We start from the raw sequence: 20,345 nt of genomic DNA, 5'->3' as shown, positions 1-20,345 counted from the left end.
AACCTATTTTAAGAAGGGGACATGCTGTCCATAGCCAGGCACAAATCGGCCCAGGCTTTGGCCTTGTCTGCGCTGTTGCGCAGCAGCAGCTTGGGGTGGTAACTCACCACCACCGGGATGCCGCGGTAGCGGTACACCATGCCGCGCAGCTTGCCCAAAGGTTGGGTAGCCAGCGCGCCATGCTCGGACAGCAGCGTCTGGATGGCGAAGCGGCCCACCGCAAAAATCACTTTCGGCCGGACCAGCTCCACCTCGCGCTGCAGGAACCGCGCGCACTCCGCCAAGTCAGCCGGCGTGGGGTTGCGACCGTGCGGCGGGCGGCACTTCACTACATTGGTGGCGTACGCCCCTTGCGGCCCGCTGCCAGTGCGACTGGCCCCTACGGCTTGCAGCATGTTGTCGAGCAGTTGCCCGGGTGCACCGGTGAAAGCTTGGGCGGCGGCGTCTTCCTCCTCTTCCGGCGGATCGCCCACCACCATCCAATCGGCCTGGGCTTGGGCAGCTGGTTGCAGGGTGCCGAATTTACGGCCCGCGCACACGCCGCAGGCGGTGCAGGCCGCCGCCGTATCGGCCAAACCATTCCAATCCAGCGCCGCCAAGTCTGATGCTGCGACCATGACTTCCGGCGCAACGACCGGCACGTTAGGCACCTTGGGCGCCACCGGCGCGGGCAGCGGCGCACGGGCCTCTACCGGAGCCGCCGCTGGGCGCGTAGGCACAGCGGGTGCCGGGTCGTTCTCTGCCAACACCGCAAAAGCGGTACCTGGCAACCAGACGCGAACGCCCATCTCCAGCAGCATGGCGCGTTGGCGCTCGTCGAGTTGCAATGCCATGGTGTTCAGTGCTCCAGTGCCAGGCTCATGACGATGGCGTCTTCGCGTTGCCCGCGGTCTGCCGGGTAATAGGCCTTGCGCATGCCCACGCGGCGAAAACCATGCGCCTCGTAGACCTTGATAGCACGCGCGTTGTGCACCCGCACCTCCAGCCAGAGCCACTGCGCGCCTTGTCCGCGAGCCCACACACCCAACGCATCGAGCATGACTCGGGCCCAGCCCTGGCCTTGGTATTCGGGGGCGACCGTGATGTTGAGCAGGTGCACTTCATCCACCCCTTTCATGGCCACAAAGTAACCCAGCAACTCGCCATGGCCCTTGATCATTTGGGCCTGGTAGCCACTATGCAGGGCGTCGATAAAGTTGGCCCGGCTCCACGGGTGGGAGTAGGTGCGCTGCTCCACCGGGAGAACCCGGTCGAGCGATTCCGCGAGCATCGGCTCGAACACGGCCTCGTGGACCACGTCGGCGGCTGGTACGGCGCGATACGGGCTCATGGAGCAGTGGCAGCAAAGACAGCCGCTTTCTCGGCCTCCCGCTCGGCAGTGGTTTTGGCCACTTTGTCGCGGATGTAACTGGGCATGGCCAAAGCGGCGTCCACGGCCAGACCCTGCGTGAGCAAGGCCGGTGCCAGTCGCAGCATGGCGGCCGCCATAGGCAAGGCCGGCACGACCTGCGCAGCCTGCAGTGATGCAGGCGACAGGCGATCGGCATACACCGCAAAAACATTGCCCGCTACCACATGGGGCGCGTCGTCCGCGGGGGTTGCAGTCCAGTCCTCGGGCCGCAGCAGGGCTCTGGCGCTCAAGGTCTGCCAATGGCCGCTTTCAAAACGGTAGCGAGCGGCATACATCTCGTCCATGCGGGCATCCAACAGGGCGGTGACTTGCAGCATCGGCGCGTCCGGCTGCGCACGAAACCGCGCATCTTCTGCCACCGCCAACAGAGAATCCACCGGCAATACCGGCACGTCTGCGCCAAAGGCCAAGCCCTGCACCACCGAGCAAGCGGTGCGCAGACCGGTGAACGAGCCCGGGCCGCTGCCAAAGCAAATGGCGTCCAGATCTGCCAAGCGCACCCCGGCATCGGCCAGCATCTGCAACACCGCCGCAATCAAATCCGTCGAGGCCTTGGCTCCCCCGGCGCTCTGATGCTCCACGACGCGCGAGCCGTGGGGCTCGTCGGTGCGCAGGGCGATCGAGAGAAATTCGGTTCCGGTATCCAGGGCCAACAGGTTCATGGTTCGATTATCCCTGCTGGGGCGGGCCAGATAATGCCCCCATGTTGTTCCCCCGCTCACTTTCCCGCATCCCCTGTGCCGCCCTCGCCGTGTGGGCCCTGCATGCCGCCGTCTCGGCCCAAGCCCTGCCCCCCGAAGTCGATGCTGCCCTGGCCCGCGCCAAAGTGCCGCGCGACGCGGTGTCGTTCCTCGTGACCGATGCCCAAGGCGGCGCAGCACCACGCCTTGCCCACCGCAGCACCAGCCCCATGAACCCGGCGTCCACCATGAAGTTGGTGACCACCATTGCTGCCCTCGACCTACTGGGGCCCGCCTACACCTGGACCACCCCGGTGTACCTGGATGGCACGGTGCAAAACGGCGTGCTCAATGGCAGCCTCTTTATCAAAGGCCAGGGCGACCCCAAGCTGGTGATGGAGCGACTGTGGCTGCTGATGCGCCGGGTGCAGGGCATGGGCATCAAGACCATTGCCGGCGACATCGTGCTCGACCGCAGCGCACTCGAAGTGCCCGAGCCCAACCCGGCCAAGTTCGATGGCGAGCCCCTGCGCCCCTACAACGTGGCCCCCGATGCGATGCTGCTTAACTTCAAGTCGGTGGTGATGACCTTCACCCCGGACCGCAGCGCCAACCTCGCCTATGTGCAGTACGACCCGCCCCTGGCCGGAGTGAGCCTGCCTTCCACCGTAGCCCTCAACACCACCGCCCCCGAGTGCGGGGACTACCGCGGCGCCCTCAAGGCAGATTTTTCAGACCCCTTGCGCATCCGCTTTGGCGGCAACTACCCCGCGGCGTGTGGTGAAAAAATCTGGCCGGTCGCCTACGCCGACCCCAAAGCCTATGCCGCACGCACGGTGCAAGGCCTGTGGGAGAACATGGGAGGCCGGGTGCTGGGCAGCGTGCGCACTGGCAGCGTGCCGGCCGCCTTATTGGCCGGCAAACCGGCGCTGGTGACCCAGTCCGCGTCGCTGGCCGAGGTGATTCGCGATATCAACAAATACAGCAACAACGTGATGGCCCAGCAAGTATTTTTGACGCTGGGCCGCGTGGCAGGCACCACGCAGGGGCTGCCGGTTGACACAGTGGCGGACGTGAATTTGCCGCCCGGCAGCTTTGCCGCCAGCCGCACACTGGTGCAGCGCTGGTGGAAAGACCGGATCGGCACCGACGACGCCCCGGTGCTGGACAACGGCTCCGGCCTCTCCCGCCAGGAGCGCATCAGCGCGCAAGCGATGGGTCGGCTGTTGCAAGCCACGTTCACCGCCCCCTTTATGCCGGAGTTGATGTCATCCCTACCGATCACGGGGGTCGATGGCACGCTCAAGCGCATCAAAACCCGCACCAGCGGCACCGCTCACCTGAAAACCGGCACCCTCAACGGCGTGGTTACCTTGGCGGGCTATGTGCATGCGGTAAGCGGCAAGCGCTATGTGCTGGTTGCCTTTATCAACCACCCCAACGCCAATGAGGCCCGCCCTGCGCTGGACGCATTGGTGGACTGGGCCGGACGGGATCAGTAAAAGCGAGCAGGCACCCTGCCAGAGGCCGGCAGCGCCGCTTCAAGCGGCTGCGCGGGTCAGGCGGTCGCGCACGCCATCCCACTCGGGGGTGTCGGGCGGTGTTTCAACCCAGATCAGCTTCACGCCGAGCGCATCCATCTCCCGCAGCTTGGAGAACAGCTCGTGCGCAGCCGGCTGCGCATGGGAAGGCATGCGGTGGGGGGATACCAAGGGCGAACGCACTTGCAGCGCGCTGCGGTGGTACAGCGCAATCGTGGGGCGCCTGTCGGGCGGGGTGGTGCCGCTGAGCAAGTCCAGGGCGGCTTGCAAGGCTTTGGCGTCCATCAGGCGCACGGTGGCGCTGGGCGCATAGTGAGACTCCAGGGTCCCGGAGGCCCGCGGCGCTTGCTGCGTCTGCGCATCCAGCTCTTCTTTTGATAGCAATTTGCGCCCGCACGCATCTTCCACCTGCTGGGCGGTGATGGAGCCCGGGCGCAAGAGCACCGGCGCACCGCGGGTGCAGTCGATGATGGTGGACTCAATGCCCACCTCGCAAGGGCCGCCATCGAGGATCAGCAAGTCGTCCCCGAATTCACTGTGCACATGGGCCGCCGTGGTGGGGCTCACCCGGCCAAACTTGTTGGCGCTGGGCGCGGCAATGCCCCAGACCTCCCGCCCCCCGTCAGATGGCTTGCGCAAGCTCGCCAACACGGCTTGGGCCACCGGGTGCGCCGGGCAGCGCAGGCCGATGCTGTTCTGGCCACCGGCAGCGGCCTCGCCCACGCCTTCTTTGCGCGGCAATATCAGGGTGAGCGGACCGGGCCAGAAGGCCGACATGAGCTGCTGGGCAAACGCCGGCACGCGGGCGCAGTAATGCGCCACGCCGCCCATGCCGCCGTCAAAGGCCGCGACGTGAACGATCAAGGGATGGTCTGACGGGCGGCCCTTCGCACTGAAAATTTGGCCTACGGCCACCGGGTCCGACGCATCGGCCCCCAGTCCGTACACCGTCTCGGTAGGCAAGCCGATCAGGCTTCCAGCCCTCACTGCACCTGCGGCAGCAGCTACGAAATCAGGAGCAAGCTCCACCCCGTCAGCGAATTGGTAGGCGGAAACGATCATGGACGGCGAGACTGCAAAGCAGCCATTCAGAACGCGGCAATGCCGAGGATGCGCGCCGCTTCCAGAGCGGTGGCCCGCACTTGCTCGATCGTGGCGCCCGAGACGTTGAGGTGGCCCATCTTGCGGCCTTTTTTGGCGTCCAGCTTGCCGTACAGGTGCAGGTGGGTGCCGGGCAACGCCAGCACGGCGGCCCAGTCGGGCTCACCGCCGTTGCGACCATCTTGGGGCCAGATATCACCCAACAAATTCAGCATGATGGACGGACTGTGCTGGCGCGGCTGTACCAGCGGCAAGCCCGCCAAAGTGCGCACCTGCAGGTGGAACTGGGAGACATCGCAAGCGTCCATGCTGTAGTGGCCGCTGTTGTGGGGGCGCGGCGCCATCTCATTGACCACCAAGCCACCCAAGCCTGCAGCGGCAGGGTTTGACTCATCGAGCACAAAGAGCTCCACGCACAGCACACCGACGTAGCCGACACCCCGCGCTATCGATTTCGCAGCAGCCACCGCACGTTCTGCGAGGGCTGGAGGCACATTTCCTTCATAAACCTCGGTAACCGCCAGAATGCCGTCGCGGTGCAGATTGCGCTGCACCGGCAGGTTCACGCAAGTGCCATCGGCACCGCGCGCCACGATGACGCTGCACTCCCACTGCAGGGGCAGCATCTTTTCCAGCACACAGGGCACGCCCTTCAGGTCCGCCCACGCGGCAGCCAACTCAGCGGGCGTCTTCACGCGCACCTGGCCCTTGCCGTCGTAGCCCATGCGGGCAGTCTTGAGAATGCCGGGGAGCAAGTTGGCGTCAATGGCCGCCAATTGCTCGGCAGTCTCGATGACCGCGTAGGGCGCGCAGGGCACACCACATTGCACGAAGTGCGCCTTCTCTGCCGCGCGGTCTTGGGCAATCGCCACCGCAGCGCCGCTGGGCGCCACCGGGCGGCTTTGCGCCAGTTGGTTCAGCGCCTCGGCCGGCACATTCTCAAACTCAGTCGTAATTGCAACAGACACGGCGGCCAAGCGGGCGAGCCCCTCGGCATCGGTATAGGCCGTTTGCACATGGTGGTGGCTGATGCGGCCGGCCGGGCTGGTGGCATCCGGGTCCAGCACCGCGGTGAAAAAGCCCATTTGCTGCGCAGCATGCGCAAACATGCGGCCCAACTGTCCACCGCCCATCACACCCAAGGTGATTTCTTCTGCGCCGCCCAGTGCTGCGCCGACAGGCGCTGTGTCTGCGGCCGCCATTACGCAGCGCTACCGGTCACCGGCAGGGTCATGTTGCGTGCGATCTGGGTCTGGTCGATACGGAACGCATCCAGCTCCATGCGCAAATCGGGGTTTTCGTTGGCCAGCAGGGCTACTGCAAACAGGGCCGCGTTGGCGGCACCGGCACTGCCGATAGCGAAGGTCGCCACCGGAATGCCCTTGGGCATTTGCACAATGCTGTGCAAGGAGTCGACCCCGGAGAGCGCTTTGCTCTGCACCGGCACACCCAGCACCGGCACCGTGGTTTTGGCCGCCAGCATGCCCGGCAGGTGGGCCGCACCACCGGCACCGGCGATGATGGCCTTGAGGCCACGGCCCGCAGCGGCCTCGGCGTAGCGGAACATGTCGTCGGGCATGCGATGGGCTGAAATGACGCGCGCCTCAAAGCCGATACCAAACTGTTGGAGAATCTGGACTGCGTGTTGCATGGTGTCCCAATCCGAGTTGGAACCCATGACGACGCCGATTTGAATTGTTTTCATCGTTGAATTTTACTTTTTCACCCCGAGCTACTTCCCATGATCGACGTCACCCTAGAAAACTTCGAAACCGAAGTCATCGCCGCCTCCCACCAGGTGCCCGTTCTGGTCGATTTTTGGGCACCTTGGTGCGGCCCTTGCAAGACGCTGGGACCGCTGCTGGAGAAGGTTGAAGCCGACTACGGCGGCCGCTTCAAGCTGGTGAAAATCGACTCTGACCAGGAGCAGCAACTTGCGCAAGCCTTCGGCATCCGCAGCATTCCCACCTGTGTGCTGATGATCAATGGCAAGCCCGCCGATGGCTTCATGGGTGCAGTGCCCGAGAGCAAGCTCAAGGAGTTTCTGGACAAGCACGTGCCCACAGAAGACGTGCTGGAAGCCGCAGCCGATGTGGAAGATGCCCAGTCTCTGGCAGAAGCGGGTGACCCGCGTGCCGCTTTGCAAAAGCTGCACGAAGCCCTGACCCTGAACCCCGGCAACGATGACGCCCGCTATGACTATGTCAAGCTGCTCATCGAAAACGACATGATCGAAGACGCCGAGGCCGCCCTGGCCCCGACCTTGGCCTACATCCCCAAGCAGCAGCGCTTTGAGGCACTGGCGCAGTTTCTGGATGCCATCAAGTTCGTCCTGACCGACGACAAGGGCCTGTGGACCCCCGCTCAGTTTGACGAAGTCATTGCCACCAACAAGCGCGACTTCGACACCCGATTGGCCAAAGCCCGTGTGCTGATGGTGGGTGGTGACTGGACCGGCTCCATGGACGAGCTGCTGGAAATCATCATGCGCGACAAGGCCTGGAACAACGAGGTACCGCGCAAGACCTTTGTGGCCATCCTCGAATTGCTGACCCCACCCAAGCCCAAAGTTGACCCTGCAGCTGCCGGCAAAGCCACAGGCGGCATCGAGGTGCTGGGCAAAGTGGTCACTGAGCAAGACCCACAGGCGCAGTTGGTGGCCAGCTACCGCCGCAAGCTCAGCATGGCGCTGAACTAAGGCCTGCCACCTGCCGCCCAATAAAAAAGGCCCCGAGGGGCCTTTTTTATTTCACGCGTGGCGGCTGGAGACACAGGCAATGCGACTGCGCACTTGCCGCAGCCCATCAAGCGGTCAAGCAGTCAAGCGCTGCAAAGCCTCGCGGTATTTGTCGGCCGTCTTCTCGATCACCTCGCGGGGCACGCGCGGTGCGGGAGGCGTTTTGTCCCAAGGCTTGCCATCGACCAGCGCCTGTTCAAGCCAGTCGCGCACGAACTGTTTGTCGTAGCTGGGCGGGTTGGTACCTACCTGGTAACTTTCCACCGGCCAGTAACGGCTGGAGTCCGGCGTCAGTACCTCGTCCATCAAGGTCAAGGTACCGTCTTTGTCCAGGCCGAATTCAAACTTGGTGTCTGCAATGATGATGCCCTTGGTGAGAGCAAACTCAGCCGCTACTTTGTAAATCTGGATACTGATGTCGCGGATGCGGGTGGCGAGGTCCAAGCCGATCATCTCCACAGTTTTCTCGAACGTGATGTTTTCATCATGGTCACCAACTGCTGCCTTGGCGGCCGGGGTGTAAATGGGCTCAGGCAGCTTGCTGGCATTTTGCAAACCAGCCGGCAAAGGCACGCCGCAGACTGCGCTGTTCTCTTGGTACTCCTTCCAACCGCTGCCTGCCAGGTAACCCCTCACTACGGCTTCAACAGGCAGAGGCTTGAGGCGCTTGACCAACATCGAGCGCCCGGTCACTTGGGCCACCTCGGCGGCAGTCACTACGCTCTCGGGGGCGTCACCCGTCAAATGGTTGGGGCACACATCGGCGCCGTTTTTACCCAGCTTCTCGAACCAGAACAGGGCCATCTGCGTCAGCAGCGCGCCTTTGCCCGGAATCGGCTCACCCATGATCACGTCAAACGCGCTTAAACGGTCGCTGGCCACCATGAGGATACGGTCGTCGCCCACCGCGTAGTTGTCGCGCACCTTGCCGCGGGCAAGCAATGGAAGGGACAGGGCGGAGGTGTGCAAAGCTGAAGTCATGGCGTCCACAAAAGTAAAAAGGCTTCGCCCCGGAATGGAGGGCGAAGCCTTGGATTATCGCAAGTTCAAATCTTGGATAGCGCGGGACTCATCGCCGAAAGGGAAAGAAGTCACTTTTCCGCCCAACGCCACCACGCTTTGTCTCCGAGATAGATGCCAGATTGCGATCCCGGAAAACCAAACCATAAGTACTGGGCTCCCACGCCCCGGCTTTCTTGAATTCGTAGGTGTAGAACAGCGTGCTTCCATCGTGCTGCCCCATACCTAACCAGTAAGTGGCTGCGCTCGCAGCTCCGGATGAGTAAGCATAGGCGACCTTCACAGTCCCGGATTGGGCCAATTTGAGGGCGATCTGTTTGTACCAATCGTCCTGCACATCAGGGGACACACCGACTGGATTCACCGTATCCAACAACGCATCGGCAGCAAGAATCACATGCCGCGCTTCGCTGCGGCGTAAACATGCAGACAAAGTGCCGCGGACCATAAACTGGTGGGCAGAACTCGCATGCCCGAGCACCGTTGTGTTCCCGGCTGCTAGGGGCAACTTGCCGGCTAACTGCTGAATACTCTTGCTTGTGGTGTGAAGAGTGGGGACGCATTTGAGCGCCTCTTCGGCAAGGTTACTCGACGTAACTTCCACTACCGACAAGCGACTTTCTATGCGCAGCCCTTCAAGCGGTACGTAGTCAGCCGGCGGCGCAAACTGGCGAGGCTGGGTCGTTTCACACCCTGCCAAAAGCAGAAATGAAAAAAACCATATTCCTAGGAATCTGCGCTGCATCATGCTTCCCTGCGTTCTTGAAAAGAGCGTCAAGTCTAACCCTGCGACCCCATAAAAAATGGCCGCATCAGCGGCCATTCAACTAGCTTGAAAACCCCACTCAAGCGGGTGCCATGTCCTGCACCACTTGAGACAACTCGCCGCGCGCGTACTGAGCAGCCACCACTTGCAGACTGTGGCCCTTGATACTGGCCGCACGGCCTTCGCAACCGAACTCGATGTAACGTTGCTTGCACAGTTGCTTGGCGGCCTCACGCGCGGGCTTGAGCCACTCGCGGGCATCGAACTTTTCAGGGTTCTCAAACATGAACTTGCGCACAGCAGCTGTCATGGCCATGCGGATATCGGTGTCGATATTGACCTTGCGCACGCCAAAGGGGATGGCGCGCTGCACCTCTTCGACCGGTACACCCCACGTCTGGGCCATCTTGCCGCCGTATTGGTTAATGGCCGCCAGCAACTCTTGAGGCACTGCGCTGGAGCCATGCATCACCAAATGGGTGTTGGGGATGCGGGCGTGAATTTCCTTGATGCGCTCAATCGCCAAGATATCGCCTGTGGGCTGGCGGGTGAACTTGTATGCGCCGTGGCTGGTACCGATGGCAATCGCTAGGGCATCCAGCTGGGTCAGCTTGACAAATTCAGCGGCTTCTTCAGGGTCAGTGAGCAGCTGCTCACGGGTCATGACAGCGTCCGTGCCGTGGCCGTCTTCCTTGTCGCCCTTCATGGTCTCCAGGGAGCCGAGGCAGCCCAACTCGCCTTCCACGGTCACACCCAACTTGTGGGCCATGTCCACCACCTTGCGGGTGACTTCGACGTTGTATTCAAAGCTGGCGATGGTTTTGCCGTCGGCTTCCAAAGAGCCGTCCATCATCACCGAGCTGAAGCCCAGGTCGATCGCGCCCTGGCATACCGCGGGGCTTTGGCCGTGGTCTTGGTGCATCACCACCGGAATGCTGGGGTAGCTCTCAACAGCCGCCTGGATCAGGTGCTTGAGAAAGTGTTCGCCGGCATATTTGCGGGCGCCGGCGCTGGCCTGCATGATCACGGGGGCACCGGTTTCCTTGGCGGCCTCCATGATGGCCTGGACTTGCTCCAGATTGTTGACGTTAAACGCTGGAATCGCATAGTTATGCGTTGCCGCGTGGTCCAGAAGCTCGCGCATCGAAACGAGTGCCATTTTTCTATCCCCAGGAAGTTAAAAATCCGTCAACGGCCCGACTTGGTAACCGCTTGGTAACTTTTACCGTTGCCGGATTTTACTCGCCAAGGGTTAACCCCCGCCACTTCGACTTGGCGGCATAAAAAAAGGGAGCCTCAGCTCCCTTTTTTGACTGCAGTTGCCGCTTAGCTGACCGCGCAAATCTTCAGCATATTGGTGCCACCCGGGGCACCCATCGGCTCGCCACAAGTGATGGCGTAGATGTCGCCCTTTTGCACAATACCGCGGGTCTTGAGGTGCTTTTCAGCATCCATCAACGCGGTATCGCGGTCCGCGCTGGTACCCATCAGTAAAGGGCGCACGTTGCGGTACAGCGTCATCTTGCGCTGGGTGCTGACCTTGGGGGTCAAAGCGTAAATCGGCACATGGATCAGGTGGCGGCTCATCCACAGAGCGGTACTGCCACTGTCGGTCATGGCCACGATGGCTTTGGCACCCAGATGGTGGGCAGTGAACAGCGCGCCCATGGCGATGGACTGGTCGATACGGGTAAAGGTTTTGCCGGTGAAGTCTGCATCCAGCTTGACCATTTCGCTGCTCTCGGCGGCCAAGCAAATTTTGGCCATTTCGATCACGGTTTCCAGCGGGTATTTGCCGGCTGCGGTTTCAGCAGACAGCATCACGGCGTCGGTGCCGTCCAGCACGGCGTTGGCCACGTCGCTCACTTCCGCGCGGGTAGGCACGGGGTTGGTGATCATGGATTCCATCATCTGCGTCGCAGTGATCACCACTTTGTCGTGCTCGCGGGCCATCTTGATCATGCGCTTTTGTAGTGCGGGGACTGCAGCGTTACCCACCTCCACGGCTAGGTCACCACGGGCCACCATGATGCCGTCCGATGCCAGCAAAATTTCTTCGAGCTTGGGGATGGCTTCAGCGCGCTCGATCTTGGCGATCAAACCAGGCTTGTGGTTGTACTCGGCGGCGGCCACGTTGCAGAGCTGGCGTGCCATTTCCATGTCGGTGGCGTTTTTGGGGAAACTCACGGCCACGTAGTCCGCTTGGAAGCTCATCGCAGTGCGGATGTCTTCCATGTCTTTGCCGGTCAGGGCAGGCGCAGTCAAGCCGCCGCCTTGTTTGTTGATGCCCTTGTTGTTGGACAGCTCGCCGCCCAGCTTGACGGTGGTGTGCACCTTGTCGCCGACCACAGCATCCACCACGATCACGATCAAACCGTCATTGAGCAAGAGCACGTCGCCAGCTTTTACTTCGCTGGGCAGTGATTTGTAATCGAGGCCCACGGCGTCGATATCGCCCAATTCGGTGCGGCCTGCATCTAAGACAAACTTCTGACCCTGCTCCAGAAACACCTTGCCTTCGGCAAATTTGCCGACGCGGATTTTGGGGCCTTGCAGGTCGGCCATGATGGCCACTTCACGCCCTGCGCGCTGCGCCGCTTCGCGCACCAGACGGGCACGATCGATATGGTCTTGCGCCTTGCCGTGGCTGAAATTCAGCCGGACTACGTTCACACCGGCCCGGATCATTTGCTCCAGAATGGCGGCATCGCTGGAGGCGGGTCCGAGGGTGGCAACAATTTTGGTGGCGCGGCGCGGCATATGTCTGTCTCCTAGAGGTAGTTACCTATTTTTACACGCTTGTATGTACCTTGGTTACATGCAAGGGACAAGATCGCACAGTGGCGGGTATCTACGGGGGCCGGCGAGTTACGGGTCATGGTGGAATCACCAGCTTTGCCGCTCATTAGTTCATCGCCCGCACCATGAATGCCGCTGCCTCACACACTGCCGCCTTGCTGGACAGCACCCACGGCAAACCCAAGCTTCTGGTGGTCGATGACCAGCCCGTGCATCTGCAGTTGCTGATGCACACGCTCTCTGCGGATTACCAGGTCTACATGGCGACCAGCGGTGAGCAGGCCTTGGCCCTGTGCCGCAGCGACCCGCCCGACCTGGTGCTGCTGGATGTGTTGATGCCGGGCATGGATGGCTTCACCGTGTGCAAAGCCCTAAAAGCCGACCCGCAGACGGCTGCGCTCCCGATCATTTTTGTGACCGCCCGCTCAGACCCCGGCCAGGAAACCCACGGCCTGAGTTTGGGCGCGGTGGACTTTATTGCCAAGCCGATCAACCCAGCGGTAGTCAAGGCACGGGTGCACACCCAGCTCACCCTCAAGTTCCAGGCAGACATGCTGAAGAAACTGGTACTGCTCGACGGCTTGTCAGGGGTGTTCAATCGCCGCTATTTTGATCAACAGCTCGCCTCGGAATGGGCGCGCTCGACCCGCAGCGGCCAATCACTCTCCTTGATTCTGGTGGATGTGGACCACTTCGAGGCCTACAACACCCGTTACGGCCATCAAGCCGGCGATGACTGTTTGCGCACAATTGCGTTAGCGCTCAAAGAGGTATTGCGCCGCCCGGCCGACGTAGTGGCCCGGTTTGCGGGAGAAGAATTCGCCTGCCTGTTGCCAGACACCTCGCCCGCACACGCGCGCAAGCTTGCAAACAGCATGGAGCAACGTGTACGCGAACTGACCGGCCTTAAGGCAGATCAGGCTGCAGGGCGACAGGTCACGATCAGCTTGGGACTGGTGACCCGCTTGCAGGCCGCCCCTGTGACTTGGGAAGCGTTTTTGCAGGCCGCCAACGAGCAACTCCAACACGCCAAAAAAGCGGGGACCGGGCAGATCCGTGCCCTGCAACTCGACCGCGCCACCCAGCCGGCAACCTGAGCGCGAACACGCCCATAAAAAAAGGCACTGCCAGCTGAATGCCGGAAGTGCCCTTAGCGCACATAGAACGTGCGCCCCTAGCTATTAAAATGATAGCAAATCAACCCGCTGCGCGCTTACCCAAAATCTCGAAAGCCGGCAGGGTTTTGCCTTCCAGCACCTCGAGGAACGCACCACCACCGGTAGAGATGTAACCCACCTGCTTTTCGATGCCGTACTTGGCAATCGCAGCCAGCGTGTCGCCACCGCCGGCAATGCTGAAGGCGCTGCTCTCCGCGATGGCGTGGGCAATCACCTTGGTGCCGTTCTCGAAAGCCGGGAATTCAAACACGCCTACCGGGCCGTTCCACACAATGGTGCCGGCCTTCTTGAGTTGCTCTGCCAACGCCTGGGCAGTCTGGGGGCCAATATCCAGAATCAAATCGTCATCCGCCACGTCAGTGGCCGCCTTGATGGTGGCTGGCGCATCTGCGGCAAAAGTTTTGGCAGTGACCACGTCGGTAGGGATAGGCACTGCGGCACCGCGCGCTTTCATGGCCTCGATCACTGCAGTTGCCGCTGCCAGTAAATCCGGCTCCGCCAGGCTCTTGCCGATCTTCAGGCCGGCGGCCAACATGAAGGTGTTAGCAATACCGCCACCGACAATCAGTTGGTCCACGTTGTCAGCCAGGCTCTTCAAAATGGTGAGCTTGGTCGACACTTTAGAGCCGGCCACAATAGCCACCAACGGGCGCTTGGGCGCCAGCAGGGCCTTGCTGATCGCATCCATTTCCGCAGCGAGCAAGGGGCCTGCACACGCCACCGGCGCAAACTGGGCGATGCCATACGTGGAGGCCTCTGCGCGGTGGGCGGTACCAAACGCGTCGTGCACAAAGATGTCACACAGCGCGGCCATTTTCTTGGCGAGTTCTTCGTTGTTCTTTTTCTCGCCCTTGTTGACGCGGCAGTTTTCCAGCATCACCAGCTGACCGGGGGCAACCGTTACGCCGTCGGTCCAATTGGCCAGCACTGCAATCTCGCGGCCCATCAGCTCGCCCATGCGCTTGGCCACAGGCGCCAAAGAGTCTTCGGGCTTGAATTCGCCCTCAGTAGGGCGCCCCAAGTGGCTAGTCACCATCACGGCAGCTCCGGCATTCAGCGCCATCTCGATGCAGGGAATGCTGGCGCGGATCCGGGTGTCTTCGGTGATATGACCGGCATCGTCTTGCGGCACATTCAAATCGGCACGGATGAATACACGTTTGCCGGCCACCTGGCCTTGGGCGACCAGATCAGAAAAGCGGATCACTTGCATGAAAAAACCTCGGGATAGTTAATTGAGAAACCGGTTCGGCAGCAGCGCAGCGCTGTCACTGCGCGCATTGTAGAAGCGCACTACCGGTGTGCGGGTTCCCTACCGGGTACGGTGCAGCGCTTACCAGCCCCAGCCGATATGCAGCGGCAGATACACCGCCATGCCGGACATGATGGTGCCCAGCACGGCCTGCCCCTGACCACGCCGCCAGAAAAAATACGCCAAACCTGCAGCAACCGCATACAGGCGCGCGTCTTTGAGCGTGTGGATCATCTGGCCCTGAACCATCACGATCTCCGGCACGATCACCGCTGCCAAAGCGGCGATGGGCGCATATTGCAAGCCGCGCTGCGCCCATGCCGGCATCTCCCAGTGCCTATCGAAGATGAAAAAGAAAGACCGCGCAACCACGGTTACGCAGGCCAGCCCCATGATCGTCAGCAGGGTCCAGAGATCGGTGTTTTCAAAGATACTCATCCCGCAGCCTCCTCCGGCTTAAGGGGTGCGAGCCGTGACTCCAGCAACAGGCAAACCGCCACCGCAGCGGCAATCGCCACCAGAATATTAAGTTTGAGGGGCAAAGCGAAAGCCGCCACCGCCGCAGAACCGGCAACGCCGGCCGACACCCAACGCATGCGGCTACTGGCTAATGATGCCAACATACCGACCAGCGCCAAGATGCCCGCAAACCCCAAGCCCCACGCCGTGGGAACAAAATTGGCCAGCACCACCCCGACCACACTGCTGCTCACCCAGCTGGCCCAGTTGATACCGCCGTTACCCGCGAGATACGCCATTTGAGCGCGCCGGGCCGCTTCGCCTTCACCCGGCTGCGGGTAGCGCTGGGTAAACAGCACATAGGTCAAATCGGCGGACAAATAACCGGTGACCAGTCGCTGCCAACGCGGCAAGTGCATCAGATACGGCCGCAAATGCGCACTGAACACCATAAAACGCAAATTCACACAGAAACCGGTCGCCAAAATCACCCAGACCGGCGCACCGGCTTGAATGAGCGGCATGGCTGCGAGTTGCGAGCTGCCGGCAAACACGGTGAGCGCCATCAGCAAGGCCTCGCTAACGCTCAATCCGGACTTCACCATGGCAACGCCCGTCATCAGGCCCCACGCGGCAATGCCGGGAGCCACGCCGGCCATGTCGCGAAAGCCTTTGCGAAACTCAGGGTGGCGGTAGTTTTCCCGCAAAAAAAACATGGATAAGCCGGCCTTTACAGCGGCGGCACATCGAAGCGCTGGCCGACCTGCAAGGGCATGCCGCGCAAAAAGTCAGCCACCGGTAGGCGCTTGCCCCCGGGGCGCTGCAACTCCGTCAACAGCACTACAGAATTCACAGCAGCTACCGCAACCCCTTCGGGGGCGACCGCCACAATTTGCCCCAAAGGAGCTACTGTTTCCGTCGCTTGGGCTTGCGCAGCCCATACTTTGATCACCTCGCCGTCCAACACCGTGCTGGCCCCGGGAAAAGGGTTAAAGGCCCGGACGCGCCGCACGATGGCGTGCGCGTCATCCGCCCAACGGATAGGTGCCTCGTCTTTATCGATCTTGTGGGCGTAGGTCACACCCTCAGCCGGCTGCACTACCGGCTGCAAAGCACCATGCGCAGCATCGGCCAAGGCTTGTACCACCATGCGCGCGCCTAGCGCAGCCACCTTGTCGTGCAAGGTCGAGGTGGTGTCGCTATCGGCAATCGGGAGCGCCTCTTTGAGCAACATATCACCGGTATCCAGGCCCACATCCATTTGCATGATGGTGACGCCGGTGTGGGTATCGCCGGACTCGATCGCCCGGTGGATAGGCGCTGCCCCCCGCCAACGCGGGAGCAAGGAGCCGTGGATATTCAGGCAGCCATAGCGGGGCCGTCCGTCGGCATGAGGGGCGGCCATGTCGTCAAGCACCCACTGGGGCAATATCAGCCCATAGGCAGCCACCACCATGACGTCCGCTGGAGCGTCGGCAATCGCTGCGCGGGCCAAAGCGGCATCATCCGGATATTTGCCGTCCAAGCGCAAGCTGCGTGGTTGGGCGACAGGGATTTGGTGTTCCACCGCATATTGCTTGACCGCCGAGGCCTGTAACTTCATGCCCCGGCCCGCAGGCCGGTCAGGCTGGCTCAACACCAGCGCGATGGTGTGGCCGGCGGCATGGAGCTCTGCCAAAGCGAGCCGGGCGAATTCAGGGGTGCCTGCAAATATGACCCGAAGCGGCGTGAACGCTGCCGGCACTTAGCGCGCTTCCTCGCGCTTGGCCTTGAGCATCTTGGTTTTGATCCGGTTGCGCTTCAGCGGCGACAGGTACTCGACGAACACTTTTCCCATCAAATGGTCCATTTCGTGCTGGATGCAAACCGCCAGCAAACCGTCTGCTTCGATCACCCGGCTTTTGCCGTCCGCGTCTAAGGCCTTGCAGTGGACCGCGTTAAACCGCGTCACGCCATCGTAAATACCCGGCACGGAGAGGCAGCCCTCTTCATTCAGGTGCGTTTCCGGACTGGTCCAGATCAATTCGGGGTTGATCAACACCATGGGTTGGTCTCGGTCTTCCGATACATCAATCACGATGACACGTTCATGGACATCGATCTGGCTGGCAGCCAGGCCGATGCCACTGGCGTCGTACATGGTTTCGAGCATGTCCCAGGTCAGTGCTCGGATACGGTCATCGACGGCGCTTACGGGTTGGGCCACCGTGTGCAAACGGGGATCGGGAAAACAAAGGATGGGAAGTAGAGCCATGAATGCTGCCTTGGAGATGTGGGTATTTTCGCCACTTTTACGCTTGCTTGCATTACGGGCAGCCCAAAATCGTTGCTGAATCAAGGGCTTGAGCGCAAAATCGCGCGTAAATTATCAAGTTTAGACCCTGATTTGCACCCTATGACGACACACCTGATGGCGAAATCCCGCTTGGCCTTGGCCGCTGTAGCTGCTCTGGCTGGGGCGCTGACAAGCGCAAGCGTAGGGGCGCAAAGTTTCCCGATTACCAGCGAACAGCGCCAGACCGCCGCTGCAGTGGCGCAAAAGGGTGTGCCCTTGAGCGAATTGGCCGCCAACGCGCCCGATCGTTACACCATCAAGAGCGGTGACACGCTATGGGGCATCTCGACCCTCTTTTTGAAGAGCCCTTGGCGCTGGCCGGAGCTTTGGGGCATGAACCTTGAGGACATCAAGAACCCTCATCGCATCTTCCCGGGCCAGATTTTGCTGCTGGAGCGGAATAACGGCGTTGCCACCTTGAGGCTCGCCAATGCCGTCGGCACAGCGAACAGTGCACCGGACACCGTGCGGCTCAGCCCGCGTACCCGCTCTGAGAATTTGCCTGACTTTGCGCTCCCCACACTTCGCACCAGTGTGATTGAGGCGTTTTTGGCAGAGCCAATGATCGTTGATGAAGCAGGTCTGGAGGGCGCAGCCCGTATTGTGGCGACGCAAGAAGAGCGGGTACTGCTGGGACGTGGCGACCGGGCCTACGCCCGCGGCACCGAAACGCCCCTGCTGGACAACCAAAACAAGGAACAGCTGTTCCGCGTGTTCCGCAATGCCAAGCCTCTCAAAGATCCCGGCACTGGCGAGGTGCTGGCGTATGAGGCGCAGTACGTCGGCAAGGCGGTCCTCGCACGGAGTGAAAGCACGTCCGAGGTCAACGGCTCTGATGGAAAGGTGCAGAGCGTGGTGGTTCCCGCCACCATCGATATTGTGTCCGCCAAGGAAGAGATGCGGGTGGGTGATCGGCTGATTCCCGAACCACCCAAGCAATTCACCAGCTACACGCCGCGGGCCCCGGAAGCGCGCGTTAATGGCCGCATTGTGTCGGTCTACGGCAGCACGTCGATTGTGAATGCCTCCCAGAATCAAGTGGTGGCGATCAGCTTGGGCAAACGTGATGGCATTGAGTCCGGCCATGTATTGGCCATCCAAAAGGATGGAGCGCGGGTGGTGGACCGGTCCGACCCGTCCCGTCCGCTGATGAAGTTGCCCGATGAGCGCAATGGCATCTTGATGGTGTTCAGTTCCTACGAACGGGTGTCGTATGCGCTGATTCTGGAGATTAGTGACTCCGTTCGGATCGGCGACCGCCTGATCAACCCCCGCTGATCCGCGGCAAGGCAGGTTCTGTGGAGTCGATCGAACTGCGCGCATGGCTGCGCTTGGGGCTTACGGATGGCGTAGGCGATGTCACTGCGCGGAGTCTCCTGAAGCACTTCGGCCTGCCACAAGCCATCTTTGAGGCCACCGAGTCAGAGCTGCGCGCATGTGTCACGGCTCGTCAAGCGGCTTCGCTCTGCTTGGCGCCGGAAGGCTTGGAAGCCCTTGTCTTGCGCACGGAAGAGTGGCTGAACCAAGCGCCCAACCAACGGAGCATCATCACACTGGGCGATAGCGCCTACCCGCAGGCCTTGTTGGACACCGAGGATCCTCCGCTCATGCTCTATGCGCTTGGGCGTGTCGACAAGCTCCGAGAAGGCTTTCAGGAATGTGCCCGGACTGGCGTGGCCGTGGTGGGTAGCCGGAACCCAACGCCCCAGGGCGTACAGAATGCGCGGCAATTTTCGGAGTCACTGGGGCAATCGGGCATCACCGTCGTTTCCGGACTTGCGTTGGGGATTGATGGCGCTGCCCACGAAGGCGCGCTTGCAGGCTATGTGGGTCCAGCCTGGGGTACCGTGGCCGTTGTAGGAACTGGGTTAGACCGTGTCTACCCCAGAGCGCATTTTGAGCTTGCCCACCGTATTGCAGAACACGGGATTCTCCTCAGCGAGTATCCCCTGGGATCCGCACCGCTCTCAGCAAACTTTCCCAAGCGGAACCGCATTATCTCGGGCTTGTGCAAGGCGACACTGGTTGTAGAGGCGGCCTTGAAGTCCGGCTCCCTGATCACGGCCCGCCTAGCCGTGGAGCAAGGCAAGGACGTCTTTGCGATTCCCGGTTCTATCCATTCCACGCAAGCACGCGGCTGCCATGCGCTGATCAAACAAGGCGCCAAATTGGTCGAGTCTGCGCAAGACATTCTGGATGAACTCCCCACCGCCTCCGGCAGCCGCGATTTCTCCGCATCTGCCCAGAATTCCAGCAGCGAACAAAGCGACACTGCTTCGGATGGACTTTCCTCGCTGGAGGCGGGTTTGCTCAATGCCTTGGGCTTTGATCCGATGACGCTCGATAGCCTGCAGCAACGCAGCGGGATGGACACCCCCACTTTGCAGGCTTTGCTGATGGGTCTCGAGCTCGCCGGCTGGGTTGCCCGATTGCCGGGTGGCAAGTTCCAGCAGCTCGGACGGGCCTGAAAAACACTTCTAACGGTTCAATCCGAGGAAATAGGGGGCAGTTCTGGCCGCCTTGAGAAGTCAGTTTTTTGTGCGATATATTGCCTTCCATGTTTGAAGTCCTCGCCTTTGTGTACGAAAACTTTTACGCGGAAGACAGCTGCCCGGAGCCGGCGCATCTGCAACGCAAACTCAGCGGTGTAGGGTTCGACCCCGAAGAAATCGCTGACGCACTGGATTGGCTGACCGGCCTTGGCAATGCTGCCCGGTTTGCCAAACCGGCGATAGCTTCAACTCCCACCGTCTTGCCTGCCGCAGGCTTTCATTTACCGACGACCGACAGCATGCGGATCTACTCGCCACGGGAGCAGAACCGTTTGAAGCCCGAATGCATTGGCTATCTTCATTTTCTGGATCATGCGGGCATCACTCCCGCCCATATCCGCGAAGTGGTGTTAGAGCGCGCAATGGCAGTGCAAGATGGCCCCGTATCACTGGATGAACTGAAAATCATCATCCTGATGGTGTTTTGGAGCTTCGGCCAGGAGCCGGACGCCCTCGCACTCGATGAGCTGTGCGAAACGCACGAGACACGCACGATTCACTGAGCAGCCTGCTG

At 61.3% G+C, this 20,345-nt stretch carries 21 protein-coding genes; 6 read left to right on the top strand and 15 right to left on the bottom strand.

What is annotated here, in order from left to right; all coding sequences use genetic code 11:
- Window positions 1-8: 8 nt before the first annotated feature.
- From U5L73_RS03545 to tsaB, 3 genes are read right to left on the bottom strand one after another with little or no spacing between them, the layout of a single operon-like run.
- The gene (locus U5L73_RS03545) at window positions 9-833 is read right to left on the bottom strand and encodes a uracil-DNA glycosylase (protein WP_322561063.1); all 825 of its coding nucleotides are present in this window, start codon (window positions 831-833) and stop codon (window positions 9-11) included.
- 5 nt (window positions 834-838) lie between these two features.
- A complete protein-coding gene (gene rimI / locus U5L73_RS03540; RefSeq protein WP_416221257.1) occupies window positions 839-1,330 on the bottom strand; it encodes a ribosomal protein S18-alanine N-acetyltransferase in 492 nt (163 codons plus the stop codon).
- Window positions 1,327-2,073 carry a tRNA (adenosine(37)-N6)-threonylcarbamoyltransferase complex dimerization subunit type 1 TsaB gene (gene tsaB, locus U5L73_RS03535; protein WP_322561062.1) on the bottom strand — a complete coding sequence of 249 codons (747 nt, stop codon included), beginning with the start codon at window positions 2,071-2,073 and terminating at the stop codon, window positions 1,327-1,329. The genes rimI and tsaB overlap by 4 nt, the downstream gene beginning before the upstream one ends.
- Window positions 2,074-2,114: 41 nt before the next feature.
- On the opposite strand from tsaB, the gene dacB reads away from it, so the two are divergent.
- A complete protein-coding gene (gene dacB / locus U5L73_RS03530) occupies window positions 2,115-3,593 on the top strand; it encodes a D-alanyl-D-alanine carboxypeptidase/D-alanyl-D-alanine-endopeptidase (RefSeq protein ID WP_322561061.1) in 1,479 nt (492 codons plus the stop codon).
- 39 nt (window positions 3,594-3,632) lie between these two features.
- Here the strand turns inward: dacB and U5L73_RS03525 are convergent, their stop codons facing one another.
- Genes U5L73_RS03525 through purE form a run of 3 tightly spaced genes read right to left on the bottom strand, consistent with a single transcriptional unit; the run spans window position 3,633 to window position 6,438 of the window.
- Window positions 3,633-4,694, bottom strand: coding sequence for an L-threonylcarbamoyladenylate synthase (locus U5L73_RS03525; protein ID WP_322561060.1), 1,062 nt, complete (start codon window positions 4,692-4,694; stop codon window positions 3,633-3,635).
- A 26-nt stretch (window positions 4,695-4,720) separates the two neighbouring features.
- Complete coding sequence (locus U5L73_RS03520; RefSeq protein WP_322561059.1) at window positions 4,721-5,935, bottom strand: 5-(carboxyamino)imidazole ribonucleotide synthase; 1,215 nt, start codon at window positions 5,933-5,935, stop codon at window positions 4,721-4,723.
- Window positions 5,935-6,438 carry a 5-(carboxyamino)imidazole ribonucleotide mutase gene (gene purE / locus U5L73_RS03515; RefSeq protein ID WP_322561058.1) on the bottom strand — a complete coding sequence of 168 codons (504 nt, stop codon included), beginning with the start codon at window positions 6,436-6,438 and terminating at the stop codon, window positions 5,935-5,937. Before purE ends, U5L73_RS03520 begins: the two co-directional genes overlap by 1 nt.
- A 36-nt stretch (window positions 6,439-6,474) precedes the next feature.
- Here purE and trxA point away from each other — a divergent pair, with 36 nt between their 5' ends.
- Window positions 6,475-7,431: a thioredoxin gene (gene trxA / locus U5L73_RS03510; protein WP_322561057.1), complete on the top strand. Its 957-nt coding sequence runs from the start codon at window positions 6,475-6,477 to the stop codon at window positions 7,429-7,431.
- 114 nt (window positions 7,432-7,545) lie between these two features.
- On the opposite strand, the gene U5L73_RS03505 is transcribed toward trxA, so the two are convergent.
- From U5L73_RS03505 to pyk, 4 genes are all read right to left on the bottom strand, one after another.
- Entirely contained in the window at window positions 7,546-8,451 is a 906-nt protein-coding gene (locus tag U5L73_RS03505; protein ID WP_322561056.1) for a phosphoribosylaminoimidazolesuccinocarboxamide synthase, read from the bottom strand.
- Window positions 8,452-8,539: 88 nt separating this feature from the next.
- Complete coding sequence (locus U5L73_RS03500; protein WP_322561055.1) at window positions 8,540-9,313, bottom strand: hypothetical protein; 774 nt, start codon at window positions 9,311-9,313, stop codon at window positions 8,540-8,542.
- A 22-nt stretch (window positions 9,314-9,335) separates the two neighbouring features.
- Entirely contained in the window at window positions 9,336-10,415 is a 1,080-nt protein-coding gene (gene fba, locus U5L73_RS03495; RefSeq protein WP_322561054.1) for a class II fructose-bisphosphate aldolase, read from the bottom strand.
- 167 nt (window positions 10,416-10,582) lie between these two features.
- Window positions 10,583-12,016 (bottom strand): pyruvate kinase, encoded by a 1,434-nt coding sequence (gene pyk / locus U5L73_RS03490; RefSeq protein WP_322561053.1) that lies wholly within the window; start codon window positions 12,014-12,016, stop codon window positions 10,583-10,585.
- 164 nt (window positions 12,017-12,180) lie between these two features.
- Between pyk and U5L73_RS03485 the strand changes: the two genes are divergently transcribed.
- Window positions 12,181-13,152: a diguanylate cyclase domain-containing protein gene (locus U5L73_RS03485; RefSeq protein WP_322561052.1), complete on the top strand. Its 972-nt coding sequence runs from the start codon at window positions 12,181-12,183 to the stop codon at window positions 13,150-13,152.
- 100 nt (window positions 13,153-13,252) lie between these two features.
- Here U5L73_RS03485 and U5L73_RS03480 read toward each other — a convergent pair whose 3' ends face one another.
- The 5 genes from U5L73_RS03480 to def form a co-directional block, all read right to left on the bottom strand.
- On the bottom strand, window positions 13,253-14,446 hold the full coding sequence (locus U5L73_RS03480; protein ID WP_322561051.1) for a phosphoglycerate kinase: 1,194 nt from the start codon (window positions 14,444-14,446) through the stop codon (window positions 13,253-13,255).
- Window positions 14,447-14,566: 120 nt separating this feature from the next.
- Complete coding sequence (locus U5L73_RS03475) at window positions 14,567-14,923, bottom strand: AzlD domain-containing protein (RefSeq protein ID WP_322561050.1); 357 nt, start codon at window positions 14,921-14,923, stop codon at window positions 14,567-14,569.
- Window positions 14,920-15,660, bottom strand: coding sequence for an AzlC family ABC transporter permease (locus U5L73_RS03470; protein WP_322561049.1), 741 nt, complete (start codon window positions 15,658-15,660; stop codon window positions 14,920-14,922). The genes U5L73_RS03475 and U5L73_RS03470 overlap by 4 nt, the downstream gene beginning before the upstream one ends.
- 14 nt (window positions 15,661-15,674) lie before the next feature.
- Window positions 15,675-16,688 (bottom strand): methionyl-tRNA formyltransferase, encoded by a 1,014-nt coding sequence (fmt, locus tag U5L73_RS03465; RefSeq protein ID WP_322561048.1) that lies wholly within the window; start codon window positions 16,686-16,688, stop codon window positions 15,675-15,677.
- Window positions 16,689-17,198 (bottom strand): peptide deformylase, encoded by a 510-nt coding sequence (gene def / locus U5L73_RS03460; protein ID WP_322561047.1) that lies wholly within the window; start codon window positions 17,196-17,198, stop codon window positions 16,689-16,691.
- 141 nt (window positions 17,199-17,339) lie between these two features.
- Here def and U5L73_RS03455 point away from each other — a divergent pair, with 141 nt between their 5' ends.
- The 3 genes from U5L73_RS03455 to U5L73_RS03445 all read left to right on the top strand — a co-directional run bounded on the left by U5L73_RS03455 (window position 17,340) and on the right by U5L73_RS03445 (window position 20,334).
- On the top strand, window positions 17,340-18,557 hold the full coding sequence (locus U5L73_RS03455) for a LysM peptidoglycan-binding domain-containing protein (protein WP_416221256.1): 1,218 nt from the start codon (window positions 17,340-17,342) through the stop codon (window positions 18,555-18,557).
- Window positions 18,558-18,577: 20 nt separating this feature from the next.
- Window positions 18,578-19,747, top strand: a complete 1,170-nt coding sequence (gene dprA / locus U5L73_RS03450; RefSeq protein ID WP_322561045.1) for a DNA-processing protein DprA — start codon at window positions 18,578-18,580, stop codon at window positions 19,745-19,747.
- Between the two features lie 89 nt (window positions 19,748-19,836).
- Window positions 19,837-20,334: a DUF494 domain-containing protein gene (locus U5L73_RS03445; protein WP_322561044.1), complete on the top strand. Its 498-nt coding sequence runs from the start codon at window positions 19,837-19,839 to the stop codon at window positions 20,332-20,334.
- Window positions 20,335-20,345: the final 11 nt, after the last annotated feature.

The organism is Rhodoferax sp., from assembly GCF_034520025.1.
Taxonomy (GTDB): domain Bacteria; phylum Pseudomonadota; class Gammaproteobacteria; order Burkholderiales; family Burkholderiaceae_C; genus Allorhodoferax.
The sequence above is the reverse complement of the archived record's forward strand: the minus strand, read 5'-3'. Positions and strand labels throughout refer to the sequence as shown.